The 18066-nt window shown below is 40.7% G+C and carries 19 protein-coding genes and 1 pseudogene; 12 read left to right on the forward strand and 8 right to left on the reverse strand.

Annotated elements, in window-relative coordinates; genetic code table 11:
* Positions 1-136 precede the first annotated feature (136 nt).
* A complete protein-coding gene (locus EAE89_RS07680; protein WP_214085638.1) occupies positions 137-616 on the reverse strand; it encodes a GNAT family N-acetyltransferase in 480 nt (159 codons plus the stop codon).
* Between the two features lie 536 nt (positions 617-1152).
* Between EAE89_RS07680 and fadD the strand changes: the two genes are divergently transcribed.
* Positions 1153-2841 carry a long-chain-fatty-acid--CoA ligase FadD gene (gene fadD / locus EAE89_RS07685; protein ID WP_214085639.1) on the forward strand — a complete coding sequence of 563 codons (1689 nt, stop codon included), beginning with the start codon at positions 1153-1155 and terminating at the stop codon, positions 2839-2841.
* 87 nt (positions 2842-2928) lie between these two features.
* Positions 2929-4056 (forward strand): ribonuclease D, encoded by a 1128-nt coding sequence (gene rnd, locus EAE89_RS07690; RefSeq protein WP_054476571.1) that lies wholly within the window; start codon positions 2929-2931, stop codon positions 4054-4056.
* 153 nt (positions 4057-4209) lie between these two features.
* Here rnd and minE read toward each other — a convergent pair whose 3' ends face one another.
* Genes minE through minC form a run of 3 tightly spaced genes read right to left on the reverse strand, consistent with a single transcriptional unit; the run spans position 4210 to position 6002 of the window.
* Positions 4210-4479, reverse strand: coding sequence for a cell division topological specificity factor MinE (gene minE, locus EAE89_RS07695; protein ID WP_054476569.1), 270 nt, complete (start codon positions 4477-4479; stop codon positions 4210-4212).
* 3 nt (positions 4480-4482) lie between these two features.
* On the reverse strand, positions 4483-5295 hold the full coding sequence (gene minD / locus EAE89_RS07700) for a septum site-determining protein MinD (RefSeq protein WP_054476567.1): 813 nt from the start codon (positions 5293-5295) through the stop codon (positions 4483-4485).
* A 23-nt stretch (positions 5296-5318) separates the two neighbouring features.
* Positions 5319-6002 (reverse strand): septum site-determining protein MinC, encoded by a 684-nt coding sequence (gene minC / locus EAE89_RS07705; RefSeq protein WP_172910487.1) that lies wholly within the window; start codon positions 6000-6002, stop codon positions 5319-5321.
* A 139-nt stretch (positions 6003-6141) separates the two neighbouring features.
* Here minC and EAE89_RS07710 point away from each other — a divergent pair, with 139 nt between their 5' ends.
* From EAE89_RS07710 to EAE89_RS07730, 5 genes are all read left to right on the forward strand, one after another.
* Positions 6142-6414, forward strand: a complete 273-nt coding sequence (locus EAE89_RS07710; RefSeq protein ID WP_214085640.1) for a YcgL domain-containing protein — start codon at positions 6142-6144, stop codon at positions 6412-6414.
* A gap of 18 nt (positions 6415-6432) precedes the next feature.
* Positions 6433-6600: a hypothetical protein gene (locus EAE89_RS07715; protein WP_172910485.1), complete on the forward strand. Its 168-nt coding sequence runs from the start codon at positions 6433-6435 to the stop codon at positions 6598-6600.
* Between the two features lie 57 nt (positions 6601-6657).
* A complete protein-coding gene (locus EAE89_RS07720) occupies positions 6658-7314 on the forward strand; it encodes a fumarylacetoacetate hydrolase family protein (RefSeq protein WP_054476561.1) in 657 nt (218 codons plus the stop codon).
* Positions 7315-7338: 24 nt separating this feature from the next.
* On the forward strand, positions 7339-7773 hold the full coding sequence (locus tag EAE89_RS07725) for a YcgN family cysteine cluster protein (protein ID WP_054476560.1): 435 nt from the start codon (positions 7339-7341) through the stop codon (positions 7771-7773).
* Between the two features lie 193 nt (positions 7774-7966).
* Entirely contained in the window at positions 7967-8605 is a 639-nt protein-coding gene (locus tag EAE89_RS07730; RefSeq protein ID WP_054476558.1) for a hypothetical protein, read from the forward strand.
* A gap of 206 nt (positions 8606-8811) precedes the next feature.
* On the opposite strand, the gene EAE89_RS07735 is transcribed toward EAE89_RS07730, so the two are convergent.
* The 3 genes from EAE89_RS07735 to EAE89_RS07745 all read right to left on the reverse strand — a co-directional run bounded on the left by EAE89_RS07735 (position 8812) and on the right by EAE89_RS07745 (position 11193).
* Positions 8812-9432, reverse strand: coding sequence for a hypothetical protein (locus EAE89_RS07735; RefSeq protein ID WP_054476556.1), 621 nt, complete (start codon positions 9430-9432; stop codon positions 8812-8814).
* A gap of 308 nt (positions 9433-9740) precedes the next feature.
* Positions 9741-10166, reverse strand: coding sequence for a heat shock protein HslJ (gene hslJ / locus EAE89_RS07740; protein WP_172910482.1), 426 nt, complete (start codon positions 10164-10166; stop codon positions 9741-9743).
* Positions 10167-10188: 22 nt separating this feature from the next.
* Positions 10189-11193, reverse strand: coding sequence for a 2-hydroxyacid dehydrogenase (locus tag EAE89_RS07745; RefSeq protein WP_172910481.1), 1005 nt, complete (start codon positions 11191-11193; stop codon positions 10189-10191).
* A 194-nt stretch (positions 11194-11387) separates the two neighbouring features.
* Here EAE89_RS07745 and EAE89_RS07750 point away from each other — a divergent pair, with 194 nt between their 5' ends.
* Both EAE89_RS07750 and EAE89_RS07755 read left to right on the forward strand, forming a co-directional pair.
* A complete protein-coding gene (locus EAE89_RS07750; protein ID WP_083451873.1) occupies positions 11388-11540 on the forward strand; it encodes a YnbE family lipoprotein in 153 nt (50 codons plus the stop codon).
* Between the two features lie 51 nt (positions 11541-11591).
* A complete protein-coding gene (locus EAE89_RS07755) occupies positions 11592-11852 on the forward strand; it encodes a YdbL family probable chaperone protein (protein ID WP_235525397.1) in 261 nt (86 codons plus the stop codon).
* Between the two features lie 59 nt (positions 11853-11911).
* Here the strand turns inward: EAE89_RS07755 and EAE89_RS07760 are convergent, their stop codons facing one another.
* A complete protein-coding gene (locus tag EAE89_RS07760; RefSeq protein WP_054476549.1) occupies positions 11912-12517 on the reverse strand; it encodes an FMN-dependent NADH-azoreductase in 606 nt (201 codons plus the stop codon).
* A 300-nt stretch (positions 12518-12817) separates the two neighbouring features.
* On the opposite strand from EAE89_RS07760, the pseudogene hrpA reads away from it, so the two are divergent.
* From hrpA to EAE89_RS07775, 3 genes and pseudogenes are all read left to right on the forward strand, one after another.
* A pseudogene (gene hrpA / locus EAE89_RS07765) lies at positions 12818-16549 on the forward strand (ATP-dependent RNA helicase HrpA); the annotation flags it as partial.
* Positions 16550-16805: 256 nt separating this feature from the next.
* Positions 16806-17156: a hypothetical protein gene (locus EAE89_RS07770; RefSeq protein ID WP_054476545.1), complete on the forward strand. Its 351-nt coding sequence runs from the start codon at positions 16806-16808 to the stop codon at positions 17154-17156.
* A gap of 17 nt (positions 17157-17173) precedes the next feature.
* A complete protein-coding gene (locus EAE89_RS07775; protein WP_214085641.1) occupies positions 17174-17896 on the forward strand; it encodes a hypothetical protein in 723 nt (240 codons plus the stop codon).
* Positions 17897-18066: the final 170 nt, after the last annotated feature.

An 18066-nucleotide genomic window follows, 5' to 3' on the forward strand; every position in this document is an offset into this window, starting at 1 on the left:
AAGACAGCGTGGTTCAGAGGGCATGGCTTAATATCACTGGTGGAACAGCAACGGCAGTTCCAGCGTTAACATGAACCGCCGTATGCGGAACCGCATGTACGGTGGTGTGAGAGGACGGCGGGAGTGATCCCGCCTCCTACTCGATCGCTATTTTTGGGGGTATTATCGTTAACTTCATTGCAATCCTTGTACCCAAGCCAGCGGTTGCTTCCTTAGCCAAAGTTTTCCGTAATTCATCAGGAATATCACCCGATCCTAGTACTACAAAACCAAATTTATCATATAATCTGCGGCTTGGCATAAAATCGCGGAAAGTTGTGAGATAAAGTGCCGTTTTGTCGTGCTGCTTTAATTTTTCGATGATTGAATTAAGAAGGGCACTGGCAATGCCCTTGCCATTATATTCAGGTAGTACATCAATCTCAGCTAACAGAGTTAATTGATTTGAAAAGCGGATTAGCGCGAATCCGACCCGTTTTTGATCACTTTCTGCTACCCAAAGTCGTTGTTCTTGAACTGCTGATTCAATTTCATGTACAGGCAAGGTTTGACTACAGAGTGTTTTCGGCAGTAGTTCATCTGGAAAAAGGGAAGCCGCTTGTCGTTCTATACCCAATAGATTTCAAGATGCATCGCGACGGCAAGGGAGCGAATCCCCAGGAGCATAGATAACTCTGTGACTGGGGTGAGTGAGTGCAGCCAACAAAGAGGCAACTTGAAAGATAACAGGTATATATCGCTGATGGTAACACCATCTTCATAGCTCGCCATTCTGATCGTTATGTTGTTCATAATCATGTTTTATTAGTTTTGGTTTTTTAATAATGTATTGGAATAGATGAAAGCAATAAATACTATTCTAAAAATGCTATCTTAAGTGAAAATGTATCGGTCAATGTATAATCAATAGCTACAAAGTTAAATGTTAACCATGGCAATAATATACTGATAATTAAAAATAATTTACAGACGGCACAGTTCTCTTCGTTTTCTGTATGAAGAGTTAACATTAAATTAGTGATGTATATCTCAACCTGAACAATGTTTCTTTTTTAAACTGGTACGCTGAGTTAATAATTTGTTAAAACAAGGCGTGCGTTATTTATTAGGCGAGTGATAACATAGCAATTATAAAATTTCAGGAGTACTACCTTGGAGAAAGTCTGGCTAAAGCATTATCCGGCAGATATCCCTATGGAAATTGATCCGGATCGTTATGCATCATTGGTTGAGATGTTTGAAAATGCCGTTGCGCACTATGCAGATCAACCTGCGTATATAAATATGGGTGAGGTTATGACCTTCCGTAAGTTAGAAGAGCGTAGCCGGGCGTTTGCCGCTTATTTACAAAATGGTTTGGGATTAAGCAAAGGGGATCGTATTGCACTGATGATGCCAAACTTGTTGCAATATCCTGTTGCTCTGTTTGGTGCTTTGCGCGCAGGTTTGATTGCTGTAAACGTCAACCCGTTGTATACGCCACGTGAGCTTGAACATCAGCTTAATGACAGTGGTGCTTCAGCCATTGTGATCGTTTCTAACTTTGCTCATACACTGGAAAAGGTCGTTTTTAATACCAGAGTTAAACATGTTATTTTGACTCGTATGGGTGATCAGCTAGCTCGTCCTAAAGGTACATTGGTTGATTTTGCTGTGAAATATATCAAACGACTGGTACCGAAGTATCACCTGCCTGATGCTATCTCATTTCGTTGTGCGATACACAAAGGTTATCGCATGCAATATGTGAAGCCGGATATTAACGGTGATGATTTGGCTTTCTTGCAATACACTGGCGGCACTACTGGCGTTGCTAAAGGGGCAATGCTGAGTCACCGTAACATGCTAGCGAATCTTGAACAGGCAAAAGCAGTTTATTCACCATTACTGCGTGTAGGTCAGGAGCTAATAGTTACTGCGTTGCCGCTTTATCATATATTCGCGTTAATGGTGAACTGTTTGCTACTTATTTACGTGGGTGGATGTAATCTTCTGATTACTAACCCGCGTGATATTTCAGGGACAGCTAAAGAATTGGGTCGTTATCCATTTACTGCAGTGACTGGAGTGAATACGTTATTTAACGCCTGGTTGAATAACGAAGAATTTAAGAAGCTTGATTTTTCCGAATTGCGTCTTGTTGTTGGTGGTGGTATGCCAGTTCAGAAAACAGTGGCTGAGAAGTGGGCTGAAGTGACTGGAAGGACTCTTCTTGAGGGCTATGGTTTGACAGAGTGTTCACCACTAGTTTCCTGTAATCCTTACAACATGAAAAATTACACGGGTAGTATAGGTTTTCCAGTGTCTTCAACGGAAATCAAACTTACCGATGATGATGGTAATGAGGTTCCAATAGGCCAACAGGGGGAGCTGTGGGTCCGTGGCCCACAAGTTATGGTGGGTTATTGGAATCGTCCTGATGCGACAGAAGAGGTATTGAAAGATGGTTGGGTCGCGACGGGTGATATTGCGAATATTAATGAGCAAGGTTTTATTCATATCGTAGATCGTAAAAAAGATATGATTTTGGTTTCTGGTTTTAATGTATATCCTAATGAAGTTGAAGATGTTGTATCAGCTCACCCGAAAGTGCTAGAGTCAGCAGCAATAGGCGTACCAAGTGAAAGCTCAGGTGAAACCGTCAAAGTGTTTGTGGTTCGCAGAGAGCCTGGATTGACCGAGGATGAGCTTAAAACGCATTGTCGTCGTTATTTGACTGGGTATAAAGTACCTAAGATCATTGAGTTCCGGGATGAATTACCTAAATCTAATGTGGGTAAAATTCTTCGGAGGGAACTACGAGGTGAAGAGGAAAAAGTAAGGAATGCGATTGTAGCTTGATCCTTTTCATAATACTTATGAGCACGACAACGCCGGATAAAACCGGCGTTGTCGTGCTTACTCCATAATGGCTAAGAGAACTATGTTTTGAATTATCAGTTGATCACCACAGATGCTCAGTTGCAACAAGTCTGCGAAAGAGCGAAAGAACACTCAAAAATAGCATTGGATACTGAATTTGTACGCACACGGACGTATTACCCACAATTAGGTTTGATACAACTGTATGATGGCGAGCAACTGTCTCTGATAGATCCACTTAATATCACCAACTGGCAACCTTTTCGTGAATTAATTACCAATCCTCAGATATTGAAGTTTCTGCACGCGGGTAGTGAAGATTTGGAAGTCTTTCTGAATGCTTTTCAATGTTTACCGGAGCCGATGGTAGATACTCAAGTCCTTGCCGCTTTTATCGGGCATCCTCTTTCATGTGGTTTTGCCGCATTAGTGGCTGAATATATCCATGTCGAACTGGATAAAAGCGAATCTCGTACTGACTGGCTTGCTCGTCCGTTAAGTGAAAAGCAGTGCGAATATGCGGCAGCGGATGTTTATTATCTGCTGCCTTTGGCTGATATTTTGATGACTGCAACAACGCAAGCCGGATATATGGAGGCAGCGATTGGGGAATGTGAGCTTATCAGTCAACGTCGCAGGGAAATATTAGCCCCGGAATGTGCTTATAAACAGATAGGTAATATCTGTCAATTACGTCCCCAGCAGCTTGCGTGTTTGAAAAAGCTGGCGGCATGGCGTTTGAATCAGGCCAGAGAGCGTAATTTGGCTGTGAATTTTGTTATTCGTGAAGAAAATCTGTGGCAGGTAGCGCGTTATATGCCAACCTCTTTGGCGGAGTTGGATGCATTGGGGTTAAGTGGGCAGGAGATTCGTTGTCATGGGCGTCGCTTGTTGGCAATGGTGGTTGAAAGTGAAAAGATTCCAGAAAGCGAGTGTCCTCCACCAGTGACAAACTTGATTGATCAACCTGGTTATCGCCAAGCGTTTAAGGATATTAAGGCACTGATCAGTCAGATAAGTGAATGGCATAAATTTAATTCAGAATTACTGGCGTCTCGTCGTCAGATTAATCAGTTACTCAGTGCTCACTGGAAGTTGAAGCGATTAAATGGCAAACCTGAATTGCTCAGTGGGTGGCGAGGAGAATGGTTGGCAGAACCCGTCGCAGAGATTCTGTCGAATTATCCTAATTAACACGCATCAGATGAGAGCAGTTGCTTTAGCCTGCTCGATATCAGGCTAAAGCACGTGGGTGGGGTTCTCATTTAGAGTTACCCCATCTCAGGCTGTCACATAATCGACTTGGCTATCTTGGCTATAATGATAAAACAACCTTGTTTACCCACGTTATTTCTGAGCTTCTTCTGTTTCAGGTAATGTTATATTCAACTCCAGTACGGAGATGTCATCACCTTTCTGCTCAAATTGCACTGAGAGCATTTCAGGATCTACTTGTATATATTTACATATTACAGCCAGAATATCCCGTTTCATGTCAGGCAGATAGGCTGGTTCAGAATCACCGCGGCGTCGTTCCGCCACAATGATTTGCAGTCGCTCTTTAGCGATGTTGGCTGTCGGCTTTTTCCTCGACAGAAAAAAATCTAGTAAGGCCATGTTTTACCCCCCAAACAGGCGTTTTAAGAAGCCTTTTTTCTCTTCTTCAATGAAACGAAAAGGACGCTCTTCGCCCAATAAACGTTCAACAGTATCTGCATACGCTTTTCCTGCATCGGATTCCGTATCTAAAATAACAGGCTCTCCTTGGTTGGATGAACGCAACACAGATTGATCTTCAGGAATCACACCAATTAAAGGAATGCATAAAATTTCCAGAACGTCTTCCATACTGAGCATATCACCACGGCTTACACGCCCTGGATTATAACGGGTTAGGAGTAGATGCTCTTTAATTGGATCTTCACCGCGTTCAGCGCGTCGTGATTTAGAGGCTAAAATGCCCAGAATGCGGTCTGAATCACGCACTGAAGAGACTTCAGGGTTAGTTGTGATAATGGCTTCATCAGCAAAATAGAGTGCTATTAATGCACCACTTTCAATTCCGGCTGGAGAATCACAGATAATAAAATCAAAACCTTGTTTATCCAGATCGAGCAGAACTTGCTCGACCCTTTCAGAAGTGAGAGCATCTTTATCGCGGGTTTGTGATGCAGGTAAGATATAAAGATTTTCGGTACGTTTATCCTTGATTAATGCTTGATTAAGTGAGACGTCACCTTGAATAACGTTTACGAAGTCATAAACCACGCGACGTTCACATCCCATAATGAGATCGAGGTTACGTAGACCGATATCAAAATCGATAACAACGGTTTTTTTACCTCTTTGAGCAAGGCCAGTAGCAATGGCCGCGCTTGAAGTGGTTTTGCCAACGCCACCTTTACCTGATGTAACAACAATAATGCGTGCCATGAAGTAATTCCTTATTAAAAGGGCTAGATTAAAGGTTCGATAGTTAATTCATTATTTATCAGGCTAAGTTTTGCGGCTTTTCCTGCTAATTCAGTTGGGATTTTATCGCCGAGCCAATATTGTCCTGCGATAGAGACTAACTCGGCGTTTAAATGAGTGCAAAAAACCAGGCATTCCTGATCACCGGATGCACCGGCTAATGCTCGGCCTCGCATCATGCCATAGATATGAATATTGCCGTCCGCAATCAATTCTGCACCGGCACTCACATTGCTAGTGACAATAAGATCACTTCCTTGCGCATAAATTCTCTGGCCTGAACGAACAGGTAAATTAATTATGCGAGTTTTTTTAGCCGTAGGTTCTGCCGGTTTATTTTCCTGTACCGGAACTTTTTGTTTTTTGCCTTCATTCAACAGCGGTAAGGATGCTTTTATTGCCGCCCGGCGTTGCTTTTCATCACGGCAACCGCTAATTCCGACAATACGGAATCCTGCTGAATCAATAGCATGATGCAGAGCTTTTAGATCAGCTTCTGCCGGCAGAGCGGAGATATTAATGACAACAGGCGCATTTTTCAGGAAATCCGGTGCTTGTTCCACCTTTCCCTGTAGGGCCTGTAGAATAATTTCAGGTTGATCATTGTATAGATGAACGACTGAAAGTGTAAAATTACTGCCTTTTAGCTCAATTGGCGACTGTGACATCTATCCTGACTCAGATTCAGCAAATTTGAGATCCCCAGAAACAACATCTGGGATGCGATATTTTGAAATACAATAAGCATGTTATAATTACTGAATTATTCAAGCAAGTCGCAGCCTTAATTTAAAAGAGTTTATTATAATGATTTGTGTGATTTACAGAAGCCCGAAGCGGGAGCAAACATATCTTTATGTTGAAAAAAGAGATAATTTCTCTCGTGTTCCTGAGGAGTTACTGAAAAGCTTTGGTCGGCCTCAATATGTAATGATGATTTCCCTAGCAGACAGGAAAAAACTGGCAGGTGCTGATATAGAAAAAGTAAAAATATCGTTAATTGAACAGGGTTTTTACCTGCAAATCCCACCTCCGGTCGAAAACTTAATGAATCAACATTTGAACCAGATGGAAAAATAAGGAAAATCTGAGGATTTGATGGGTGAAATTGACCGTCATTGTGGTTTTATTAACCACTTCAATATTAACGGGTACGGTGTTTCAAGGGAAAATAACGTAGAGTTGTACCGGTTGGGCCATCGAGCAATCAATATAGAGGATAAATTTCCTCTGAATGCCGCAGACTCGTTATTCCTGATGATGTAGTGTAACAAATGCTATAATCAGAGGTACCTGACAAACCAGACAGAGTGAGAAATGGGTATGTATCAGCACAGAGACTGGCAGGGCGCATTACTGGATCTTCCAGTCAATAAAGTTGTTTGCGTTGGCAGTAATTACGCCAAACATATTAAAGAGATGGGTTTTCAACCGCCGGAAGAGCCGGTCATTTTTATTAAACCGGAAACTGCGCTGTGTGATATACATCAGCCAATTGCAATTCCAAAAGATTTTGGTGTTGTTCATCATGAAGTTGAACTGGCTGTGCTGATTGGTACACAGTTGAAACAAGCAAATGAGGAGCGTGTTGGTATAGCGATTGCTGGTTTTGCTGTCGCATTGGATCTTACCTTGCGTGATTTGCAGTCTAAATTTAAGAAAATAGGTCAGCCGTGGGAAAAAAGTAAAGCGTTTGATGGTTCTTGCCCGATATCTGGCTTTATTCGGATGGGTAGTTTTGGTGATCCACAAAATGCTCAGCTTTCACTGACAGTTAATGATGAACTGCGGCAGAATGGTAATACCAACGATATGTTGACCCCTATCATTCCTCTGATCAGCTATATGTCGCACTTTTTCACTTTGCGGCCAGGAGATGTGATTCTCACTGGTACACCGGAAGGTGTTGGATCACTGGAATCCGGTGATACGTTGAAGGTTACCCTGAATGATAATTCACTCACCACAAGAGTGATTTGAATAATATAAGGAATAGTAGAAGTTATGTCTCAGCCTTTCTGGCAGGTAAAAACTCTGGATCAGATGACGGATGAAGAATGGGAATCATTATGTGATGGATGTGGACAGTGTTGTCTGCATAAGTTGATGGATGATGATACCGATGAGATTTATTTCACTAACGTTGCCTGTAATCAGCTCAATATAAAAACCTGTCAGTGTAAAAATTATGAAGACCGTTTTAGATATGAGCCGGACTGTATCAAACTGACTCGTTACAATTTGCCAACTTTTGAATGGTTGCCAATGACTTGTGCATATCGTTTGCTTGAAGAAGGAAAGTCTTTGTTACCTTGGCATCCACTGATTAGAGGTTCTAAATCAGCAATGCATAGCGAAAGGATTTCTGTCAGGCATATTGCAGTACGGGAAATTGATGTTGTGGAATGGGAAGACCATATCATTAATAAGCCAGAATAATGATTTAATTGACTGTAATTTAATAAATTATTTTTCTATGTTTCCCCGTGGAGCTGTTTGGGATCTTGCTCCAGAGCTAGTTATCCAAGGGGTGTATCTATCGAAATTAACTAAAGGTTGATTGTATATAATTGCATCTATACTATTACCGTTAGGTAATTAAACCTGTGGTTTATTAGAGGAAGCATAAAATATGCCAAGATATTCGGAAAACATAGAAAAAATTACCAATGATTTCAGTTGGTTAAATGAGCCAGAGCTCAACTGTGCTCTTTATAGTATTTTTGATTCCTCTGGTACTGATATTGTGCAGGATGTGAATGAGCTCATTCTTCCACCGGGCTACCGATTGGTCAGGGTTGATAGCAGGTTAGATTTGGATATAGATGAGCCTCACTTTGAATTAGCGTTGCTGAGTGACGATGCAAAAGAAGTTGTTTATTACAACAAAGTCATTGTGATGAATGATTTGGTGCTTAATTGCAGTCCTGCGTCGCAAACGCTTGTGTGGCGAACGAAAAAACCAAAACATAAAGCGGCGTTAAGTGATTTAGCAGCTAAAATCTTTTTCCACTATCTAATTAAAACATATGATGTAGTTGCTTCAAACGTCAACCAAATAATAGATGATATCTCTTTTTGGCAAGCTCGAATGTATGAAGCATTACAGTTTGGGCTCTATGTTTACGGTTATGATGTTATGACTTGTGAATTGAGAAATATCCTAACTGAGGATGATGTTGGTAAAGAGCAGAGTTGGCTATGGGGTGATGCAGAGTATTATATGGATAGATTAGCGATTATTTCCAAGATCAAATTACCTGATAAGTAATTAATTGTACTATGTTATATCTGTGGTTAATCTACCCAATAGATTTCAATTTGCAGCGCGGCGGCAAGAGAGCGCATCCCCAGGAGCATAGATAACTATGTGACTGGGGTAAGTGAACGCGGCCAACAAAGCAGCAATTTGAAGGATGAAGGGTATATAATGGTTCGAACTAACTCGAACCATTATCAATTAATTAGAAAGATTAATTAGAAAGCACTGGAAACCCAAGAACTAATTCTCTCGAAGAAAGATTTAATTGATTCCCATGCTTTACTTAGCCATTCAGTGAGTTGCCGGGCCGCCTCAAGAATAAAGCTGGAAATTCTACCAAACAGGTTGGAAAAAAATGTGCTAGTTTTTTCCATAAAGCTTTGTATTGCCGCTCTGGCTTCCGGGTATTGTAAGCCAAATTTAATCGCTTTATCGTAACTTGAATCAATTTGTCTGTTATTCTCGTCTTTGGTTCTTTGGCGAGATTTATTCATATTATCGATCCAGTCTTGGTCTGCATTATCTGGATCAGAGATAATCGCGTTTTGATATTTCTGGGTGCTGTCAGTTACACTTGTCTTAGAAACTTTTGTTATTGAATTAGCACCAGATTTCACTGAATCTTTCAATTCATTAACAATACCATCTATTTCCTTATTTTCGGTAATATTTATATTTTCATATTGTTCCTCAAGTATATTTGCATATTCCTGGAGTTCAGGTGTCGATGGTGCAAATGGTTTAATGTTAGGATTATCTAATATACGTTTTGCGTGTTGACGCATTTCGTTCATTAGGTCGATAAATTGGATATCAGTAAGTGTAATATCGGACATGGATTATTTCCTTGTATTTAGTTAGTAAACTATTTATTAAATTAAAAAAGTATAGAATTATTTATGTAAATTGGTGGAAATAAGTTAAAAATAAGCTGTATTATCTATATCTATTTTTGTCGATCTTGGTTTAATATATTCAAAAATGAATATGGTATAATTTAGATACTCATTTCTGGCGGTGCCGGAGAATGTTTTCCGGCACCTGAAACAAAAAACGTTTTAATAAAGAAAGTGTTATCCAGGTTAATCCCGAAAATCCTAATCCTAAAAACGTTTAATGCTAGCCATATAACTTATTTTTCTAATTACTGAACATAATCCTTTAATTTATAAACCAGCGTATTATTATCGTGGGATAGTGTCAGTTTTTGATTTTTTAGTGTGACTTTAACGCCATCAGCCAATACCTTACCAATCAGGTAATCCCATTTGTTCAATTTATCATCAGCGCAAAGCATCTGAGTGCTGGCCAAATCTTTAACGGTCAATACACTATTTTTCAGTTTGCCTTGGCCCATAAAGAGATTACACATAGAACCAGAAACATGCATTTTTTCACCGAATTCAATGGTTGGTACGCGACCATCTTGATTTTTCGCACTTTCGCCATTAACACTTACCAGGACAAATCTGTGATGCTGTAAATCACCGACCGACACGTTTTCTACCGCTGAGGCTTGAAATGTGGCGAGCAATAAAGTTGCTGTTGCCAAAGGTAGTATTTTTTTCATATTTATCTCCTAATATATTATTTTAAGGGTACTTACTAACAATATTCGGGCAATTTTCCCCGTTGATTAATTGCTGGATATTTCTCAGCGTAGTTTCACTGATACTGGTCAGTGCTTCTTCTGTTAAAAATGCCTGATGACCGGTAAACAGCACGTTATGACATGAAGACAAGCGACGAAAAATATCATCCTGAATCACGTCATTAGATTTGTCTTCAAAGAAGAGGTCGCGTTCATTTTCATAAACGTCCATACCTAGAGAGCCAATTTTTTGTTGTTTTAATGCGTTGATAGCAGCAACGGAATCAATTAGGGCTCCGCGGCTGGTGTTGACGATCATTACGCCGTTTTTCATTTTACTGAAGGCAAGTTCATTCAGCAGATGATAGTTTTCTGATGTCAACGGGCAATGAAGAGATATCACATCGGATTGTGCATATAGCGTATCCAGATCGACATATTCAGCACCGAGATCCAAAACAGCTTGATTGGGGTATGGATCATAAGCCAACAGGCGCATACCAAACCCTTTTAGAATACGTAGAGTTGCGACACCAATTTTACCGGTTCCGATAATTCCCGCTGTGCGGTTATGCATATTGAAACCAATTAAGCCTTCGAGAGAAAAATTGGCGTCACGGGTGCGTTGATAAGCTCGGTGAATACGGCGGTTTAAGCACAGGATTAACCCAATGGCATGTTCGGCAACTGCTTCGGGAGAATAGGCTGGCACCCGTACAACCTGAATACCCAGCTCTTCAGCTGCATCTAGGTCAACATTATTAAAACCTGCACAACGCAATGCGAGGATTTTTACATTCATTTCAGCCAATTCTTTGAGTACTTCACGGTCAGCATTATCGTTAACGAAAATACAAACAGCATCTGCACCAATAGCGTTTTTAGCGGTTTGTGCACTGAGAGGAAAATCGAAAAACTCGAAATCATAATCAAACCCGAGTTTTTGATTAACCAGCTCCAGATGTTTATGGTCATACTGTTTGGTACTGTAAACGACTAATTTCATGGAATTATCTCCGCTATAATTTAAGTAGCTAATAAATTGTTTAGGGCTTAAATTATTGCTGACGTAAAGGGTTAAATAAACCGATAAATTAATTAACTCTATAGATGTATTGCTCGTTTCTCCCTATATGTTCAACATAATTTTCTTATTAATCAATGTCTTAGTTTGAGGTGTGTCTGCTAAAATATGGAATAATGTCAGGTTGTGTACGCCTTGAAGTGGTAACACCTGAGAAGCCAATTAATATGAATGTCAAAATTGAGCATGAAATTCATGTAAAGATAGACAGACAGGTTGAAGAGATGCTTAAGAATAATGTGGGTTTATTCCAAGAGCTTGGCATATGAAAAAGAGATGGGCGGGCATATTGTTGTTGACTGGCGTATTGTTCAGTTCTTTTGCTTCTGAATGAGGCAAAGCAGAAGGGGCTGGTAGGTGAAACTTTCAATGGTTATTTGGCTATAGTGAAAACAGATGTTCAGGCACAGGCTTTGGTGATAAAAATAAATCAGGCTCGTGAGAGAAAATACGCTGAGGTTGCTGCCAGTAATAACATTTCTGCGGAGCAAGTCGTTAAACTGGCAGGTGAAAAACGGGTAAATAGAGCAGAGCCTGGAGAGTATGTACAGGGTATTAATGGTCAATGGCTAAAGAAATAAAAGCGCGCTAGGTAGCGCGCAAAATAATAAAGTCACGTGTGAATGATGAATAAAAATGACTACCTGGTCGCTATTTTTTCCAGAGTTTCACGGGCAGCCTGTTGCGCTTGATTTGCGGTATCAGGACTTAATCCGACACCTTCAACAAACACAAATTCTATATCAGTGAGACCAAGGAAACCCAGAAACAGACTTAGATAAGGTACTAACAGATCACTAGGGCCGTCTTTATGAATACCCCCGCGACTGGTTAGAACAATTACACGTTTGCCTTTTATCAAACCTTCAGGGCCATTCTCGGTATAACGGAAAGTCACACCCGCTCGGGCTATCAGGTCAAAATAGCTTTTCAGTTGGGTTGGAATGTTAAAGTTGTACATAGGCGCGGTCATAACAATGACGTCATGATCCTGCAATTCAGCAATGAATTCGTCAGATAACGCCAGAGTTTCTTTCTGACGAGCAGTCATTTCATTACCCGTTGGACGTAATGCATGAACCAGTTCGTTATCCAGAATAGGGACAGGTTGTGCTGCCAAATCGCGTACTGTGATATGGTCATCAGCGTGGTTAGCTTGCCATTTTTCAATAAAGAAATCTGCCATTTGGTTAGTGTGTGAATGTTGCGCCATAATGCTGGATTTCAGAACCAGAACTTTACTCATTTTTATTCCTTAAATTAACTTTTGATAGTTCACTTGTTAATCACGACACCGTCATTCTATGAGTTATTACTTTCTGGTAACAGATCAATATTTAGAGATTAGAATTCAAATTTATTGAATAACTTTACCCGTACCAATACCCATTCGCAGGAGTACTCGCTGAAATTATCTCCAATAAATTAGGATGTGCTACTATATTGCCAATAAGAGCTATGTTGCCAATAAAAACTGAGCTATCAATAAACACTGGCTAATCAGCAAAATAAGAAATCAAAGGACCAATGTAAGGTGAAAGAATTTCAGAAAATCATTAATCGTCAGGCTGTCTGTCCAACAATCAAATATCCAGAAAACCTGCCTGTCAGCCAGAAGAAAGATGATATTTATAAGGCCATTCGTGACCATCAGGTTGTGATTATCGCTGGGGAAACCGGTTCAGGTAAAACAACGCAGATCCCGAAAATCTGTCTTGAACTGGGTAGGGGAATAAAAGGATTGATTGGCCATACTCAACCTCGACGGTTGGCGGCTCGTGCTGTTGCTAACCGTCTGGCGGAAGAATTAGAAACCTCAGTAGGTTCGGCTGTGGGTTATAAAGTTCGTTTCAGTGACCATGTAGGCGATAATACATTGGTTAAGCTGATGACGGATGGTATTTTGCTGGCGGAACTGCAAAATGACAAATGGCTTAAACAGTATGACACTCTGATTATTGATGAAGCGCATGAACGTAGCCTGAATATTGATTTTATTCTGGGCTATTTACGTCAGTTACTGCCAAAACGTCCTGATTTGAAAGTCATCATCACTTCAGCGACTATCGATCCTGAACGTTTTTCTCGCCATTTTAATCATGCACCGATTATTGAAGTTTCTGGTCGAACCTATCCGGTAGAAGTGCGTTATCGGCCTGTTATGGGGGATGATAATGATGGAGAACGGGATCAGCTTGAAGCAATTATTGATGCTGTTGATGAGTTGAGTCATGAAGGGGCTGGGGATATCCTGATCTTTATGAGTGGTGAACGGGAAATTCGCGATACCGCTGATGCTTTGAATAAACTGAATTTGCGTCATACCGAAGTATTGCCGTTGTTTGCGCGTCTTTCTAACAGTGATCAGAACCGGATTTTTCAGTCACATGCTGGCCGGAGAATTGTATTGGCAACTAACGTGGCAGAGACGTCTTTGACGGTACCGGGAATTAAGTATGTGATTGATACTGGTTATGCGCGTATCAGTCGTTACAGTTATCGGACGAAAGTCCAGAGATTGCCGATAGAGCCAATCTCTCAGGCATCGGCGAATCAACGGAAAGGGCGCTGCGGGCGTGTATCTGATGGGATTTGTATCCGCTTGTATTCAGAAGATGATTTCCTTTCACGGCCAGAATTTACTGATCCAGAAATCCTGCGTACTAATCTGGCATCGGTCATTCTACAAATGACTTCAATTGGTCTTGGGGATGTCAGCGCGTTTCCGTTTGTGCAACCTCCTGATAAACGTAACATTCAGGATGGTATCCGGCTGCTGGAAGAGCTTGGTGCTATTGATCAGAAAGCAACTGTTCAGGGTAATTACCGTCTTACTGTAATAGGGCGCCAATTGGCTCAGCTTCCCGTTGATCCTCGATTGGCGCGTATGGTACTGGAAGCGCGCAATCATGGTTGTGTGCGTGAAGTGATGGTCATTACAGCTGCGTTGTCTATTCAAGATCCAAGAGAAAGGCCACTGGAGAAACAGCAGCCTTCCGATGAGAAACATCGTCGATTTGCTGATAAAGACTCCGATTTTATCGCATTCCTGAAATTATGGGATTTTCTGAAAGAGCAGCAAAAGGAGCTATCTTCTGCGCAATTTCGTAAATTGTGCCGTCAGGATTATCTTAACTATCTGAGAGTCAGAGAATGGCAGGATATATATACCCAGTTACGGCAAGTAGTGAAAGAAATTGGTTTACCAGTAAATAGCCAGGATGCAGATTACCGCAGTATTCATGTTTCGTTACTCTCCGGGTTGTTATCGCATATCGGCCAGAAAGATACAGATAAACAGGAATATACCGGCGCACGTAATGCTCGTTTTTCTATTTTCCCTGGCTCCGGTTTATTTAAAAAACCGCCTAAATGGGCAATGGTGGCGGAACTGGTTGAAACTAGCCGCTTGTGGGGGCGTATTGCTGCCAGAGTGGAGCCTGAGTGGGTTGAACCGTTAGCGGTACATTTGGTGAAATATCATTACAGCGAACCGCACTGGCAAAAATCTCAGGGCGCGGTAATGGCTAAGGAAAAAGTCACTTTATATGGCCTGCCAATTGTGGCTAGCCGTCAGGTTAATTACAGTAAAATTGACCCAATGCTCTGCCGTGAATTGTTTATTCGCCATGCGCTGGTGGAAGGTGATTGGCAAACTCGGCACGCATTTTTCCGCTCGAATCTGAAATTACGTGAAGAGATTGAAGCGTTGGAACATAAATCCCGCCGTCGCGACATTCTGGTGGATGATGAAACCTTGTTCAGCTTCTATGATCAACGTATACCTCAGAATGTAGTTTCTGCCCGCCATTTTGATCGCTGGTGGCAGAAGACAGGGAAAGAACAGCCAGAGCTGCTCAGCTTTGAAAAAAATATGTTGATCAAAGGTGATGCAGATAAAATCAGCGCATTGGATTATCCTAATTACTGGTATCAGGATGCACTGAAATTACGGTTAAGCTACCAGTTTGAACCGGGTACGGAAGCCGATGGCGTGACAGTTCATATTCCGCTGCCAGTGCTGAATCAGATTAAAGATGACGGATTTGATTGGCAAATCCCAGGTATTCGTTACGATCTCGTCGTTGCTTTGATTAAATCATTGCCGAAACCGGTTCGTCGTAATTTTGTACCTGCGCCAAACTATGCTCAGGCATTTATGGAACGAGTATCTCAGCCACAATCTACCTTACTGGATAGTCTTGAGAAAGAATTACGGCGCATGACGGGTGTGACAGTGTCACGTGATGATTGGCAGTTAGGACAAGTCCCCGATCACCTTAAAATGACGTTCCGAATTGTAGGTGAGAAGAACCGAACTATTGCTGAAGGCAAAGATTTATCTGCGTTGAAATTACGATTGAAAGACAAAGTTCAGGAGACACTTTCAGCCGTTGCTGATGATGGTATTGAACAGAGTGGGTTGCATATTTGGAGCTTCGGTGAATTATCGGAACGGTATGAGCAAAAGCGTGGGGGTTATTCCGTCAAAGCATTTCCAGCATTGGTGGATGAAAAAGAGAGTATTGGTATTAAGTTGTTTGAAACTGAACTTGAACAACAGATTGCTATGTGGGAAGGCACTCGTCGTCTGCTATTGCTAAATATTCCTTCACCAATAAAATACTTACATGAGAAATTACCTAACAAATCCAAATTGGGTCTCTATTTTAATCCTTATGGCAAAGTGCTGGATTTAATCGACGATTGTATTGCCTGTGGTGTTGATAAATTGATAGCAGGGCATGGAGGTCTGGTTTGGAATGAGCAGGCTTTTATTCAGTTACAGGATAAGGTTCGGGCTGAGCTAAATGATACGGTTGTGGAAATTGCTAAGCAGGTAGAACAGATACTCACTACCGTTTTTGCTATTAACAAACGTCTTAAAGGCCGGGTCGATATCTCACTGGCGTTAGCGTTGTCTGATATCAAAGCACAGATTTCTGGTTTGGTTTTCAGAGGATTTGTTACCGCTAATGGCTGGAAACGTTTGCCCGATGTTTTGCGTTATTTGCATGGTATTGAGCGTCGTTTGGAAAAATTGGCCGTTGACCCACATCGGGACCGGACACAAATGGGACGTATTGAGAATGTTCAGCAACAATGGCAGCAATGGCTAGCGAAATTATCGTTGCAACAGAAACAGCTACCTGAGGTACAAGAAATTCGTTGGATGATAGAAGAATTACGGGTTAGTTTGTTTGCCCAGCAACTGGGTACACTATATCCAGTTTCTGATAAGAGAATTTTGCAAGCAATGGAGCAAATTGCTTCTTGATGAGAAGAAAGGCCGGAAACTGTTCATGGTTTCGGCGAGGTCGTTTTTTATAAACAGAGCGAGGCCACCTCTTTTAGAGGTGGCTTTACAGAACAGTAGAACACCATGCTGGTTGTTAAATTTGTTGAACTAGGGGAGCGATCGAACTATTATCATATTATGTGATATAAATTTATATCATGTTAAGTGACATCAGTTTGATAACTGCTAATCATCTATTCGCTTGAATTTCATAATGTAATGTTAGGAGGCTATAATGAGAACTGAACACACCAGATCTATACAGACTATTAGCCACTCAACAGAAGTTATTGACTCTTTTAAAGATTTTAATACAAATAAATTCTTTTTTGTTCTCCGTCTCAGTGAACGACAAGATGTTAATAAGCAGTTATTCATAGTAACTCTTAAAGATGATAATAAGAGTGATAATTTCTATGTGGTCCCATTCGCCGAATTAGTTGTCAGAAGGGAAAGAGTGAAATATCTTGTTTCTCCTGAGAATCAATATCCAGAATACAATGGCAATATTGATGTTATCATGAAACATATTGAATCCGTTGTTAAGAATTTTATTGATAATTTCAAACTAACGACTGTCCATTAAATCTTACAGGGATAGCGATGGCTCCCAATCTTATTAGTTCATATTCAAAGGATTTGAGCAGAAAGCCAAGTTGTGTTTCAGAGAATATTATTGACGAATTTCATCATTTATCACTGGAAGATGATTTGTTGAAAATTACAGAGTACGCCCTTATCGGGAGTGAATATCATTACTATTCAGAAATAGTTTATGTGGGGTGTTCGACCTCTAATTTCTATTCTGAATATGCCGAACACTTAAAAGAATGCGGGTATAGCTCTGAGCGGATTATTAATGAATTGCTTTCTCTTGATATGCATGAGGGATCAGAGGACACTCTGATTGGCAGAATTGCATATAATGACTTTAACTTTGTCGATAAAGGAATAACCAAAACTGGCAAGCAAATAAGAGCCATTGAAATATCAGAAGATTTTCGGAGATCTGGTTTGGCTCGTTCGATTTATAACACCTTGTTATTAAAACATGGACATATTATTTGCGACAATATTCAGAGTTTAGCGGGTGGTTCTTTGTGGGCTTCTGGTATTATTAAGTTGGGTGATGTCCGTATTTACGACGTTATTAAAAAACAGTTCATAGATGTATTAACTCCATATGGTATAGGGATTAATGGTATTATTCCTTGGAGTGCTTTAGACTTGCCTGTTAGTGAGTTATCTAAGTGGGACCCAAGACCTTTATCTCCCAAATCTTGCCACCATATAGTTAACATCATTAGTAAAGATCTTCATTCATAAACTTATCTCTCACGGGTTTTCTATATCTGTCTGATTAAGACTGAAGTGAACCCAGAAAGTTGAACGCTTAAAAATTAGGGAGCACTTCATCGTCTATTATATTTACTTAAATATTCCATAGTTAGAGGGCAATGCAAGGAAATGGGTATTATCATATCAGTGATAATGCA

Source organism: Photorhabdus heterorhabditis, assembly GCF_018448905.1.
In the GTDB taxonomy this organism is placed as follows: domain Bacteria; phylum Pseudomonadota; class Gammaproteobacteria; order Enterobacterales; family Enterobacteriaceae; genus Photorhabdus; species Photorhabdus heterorhabditis.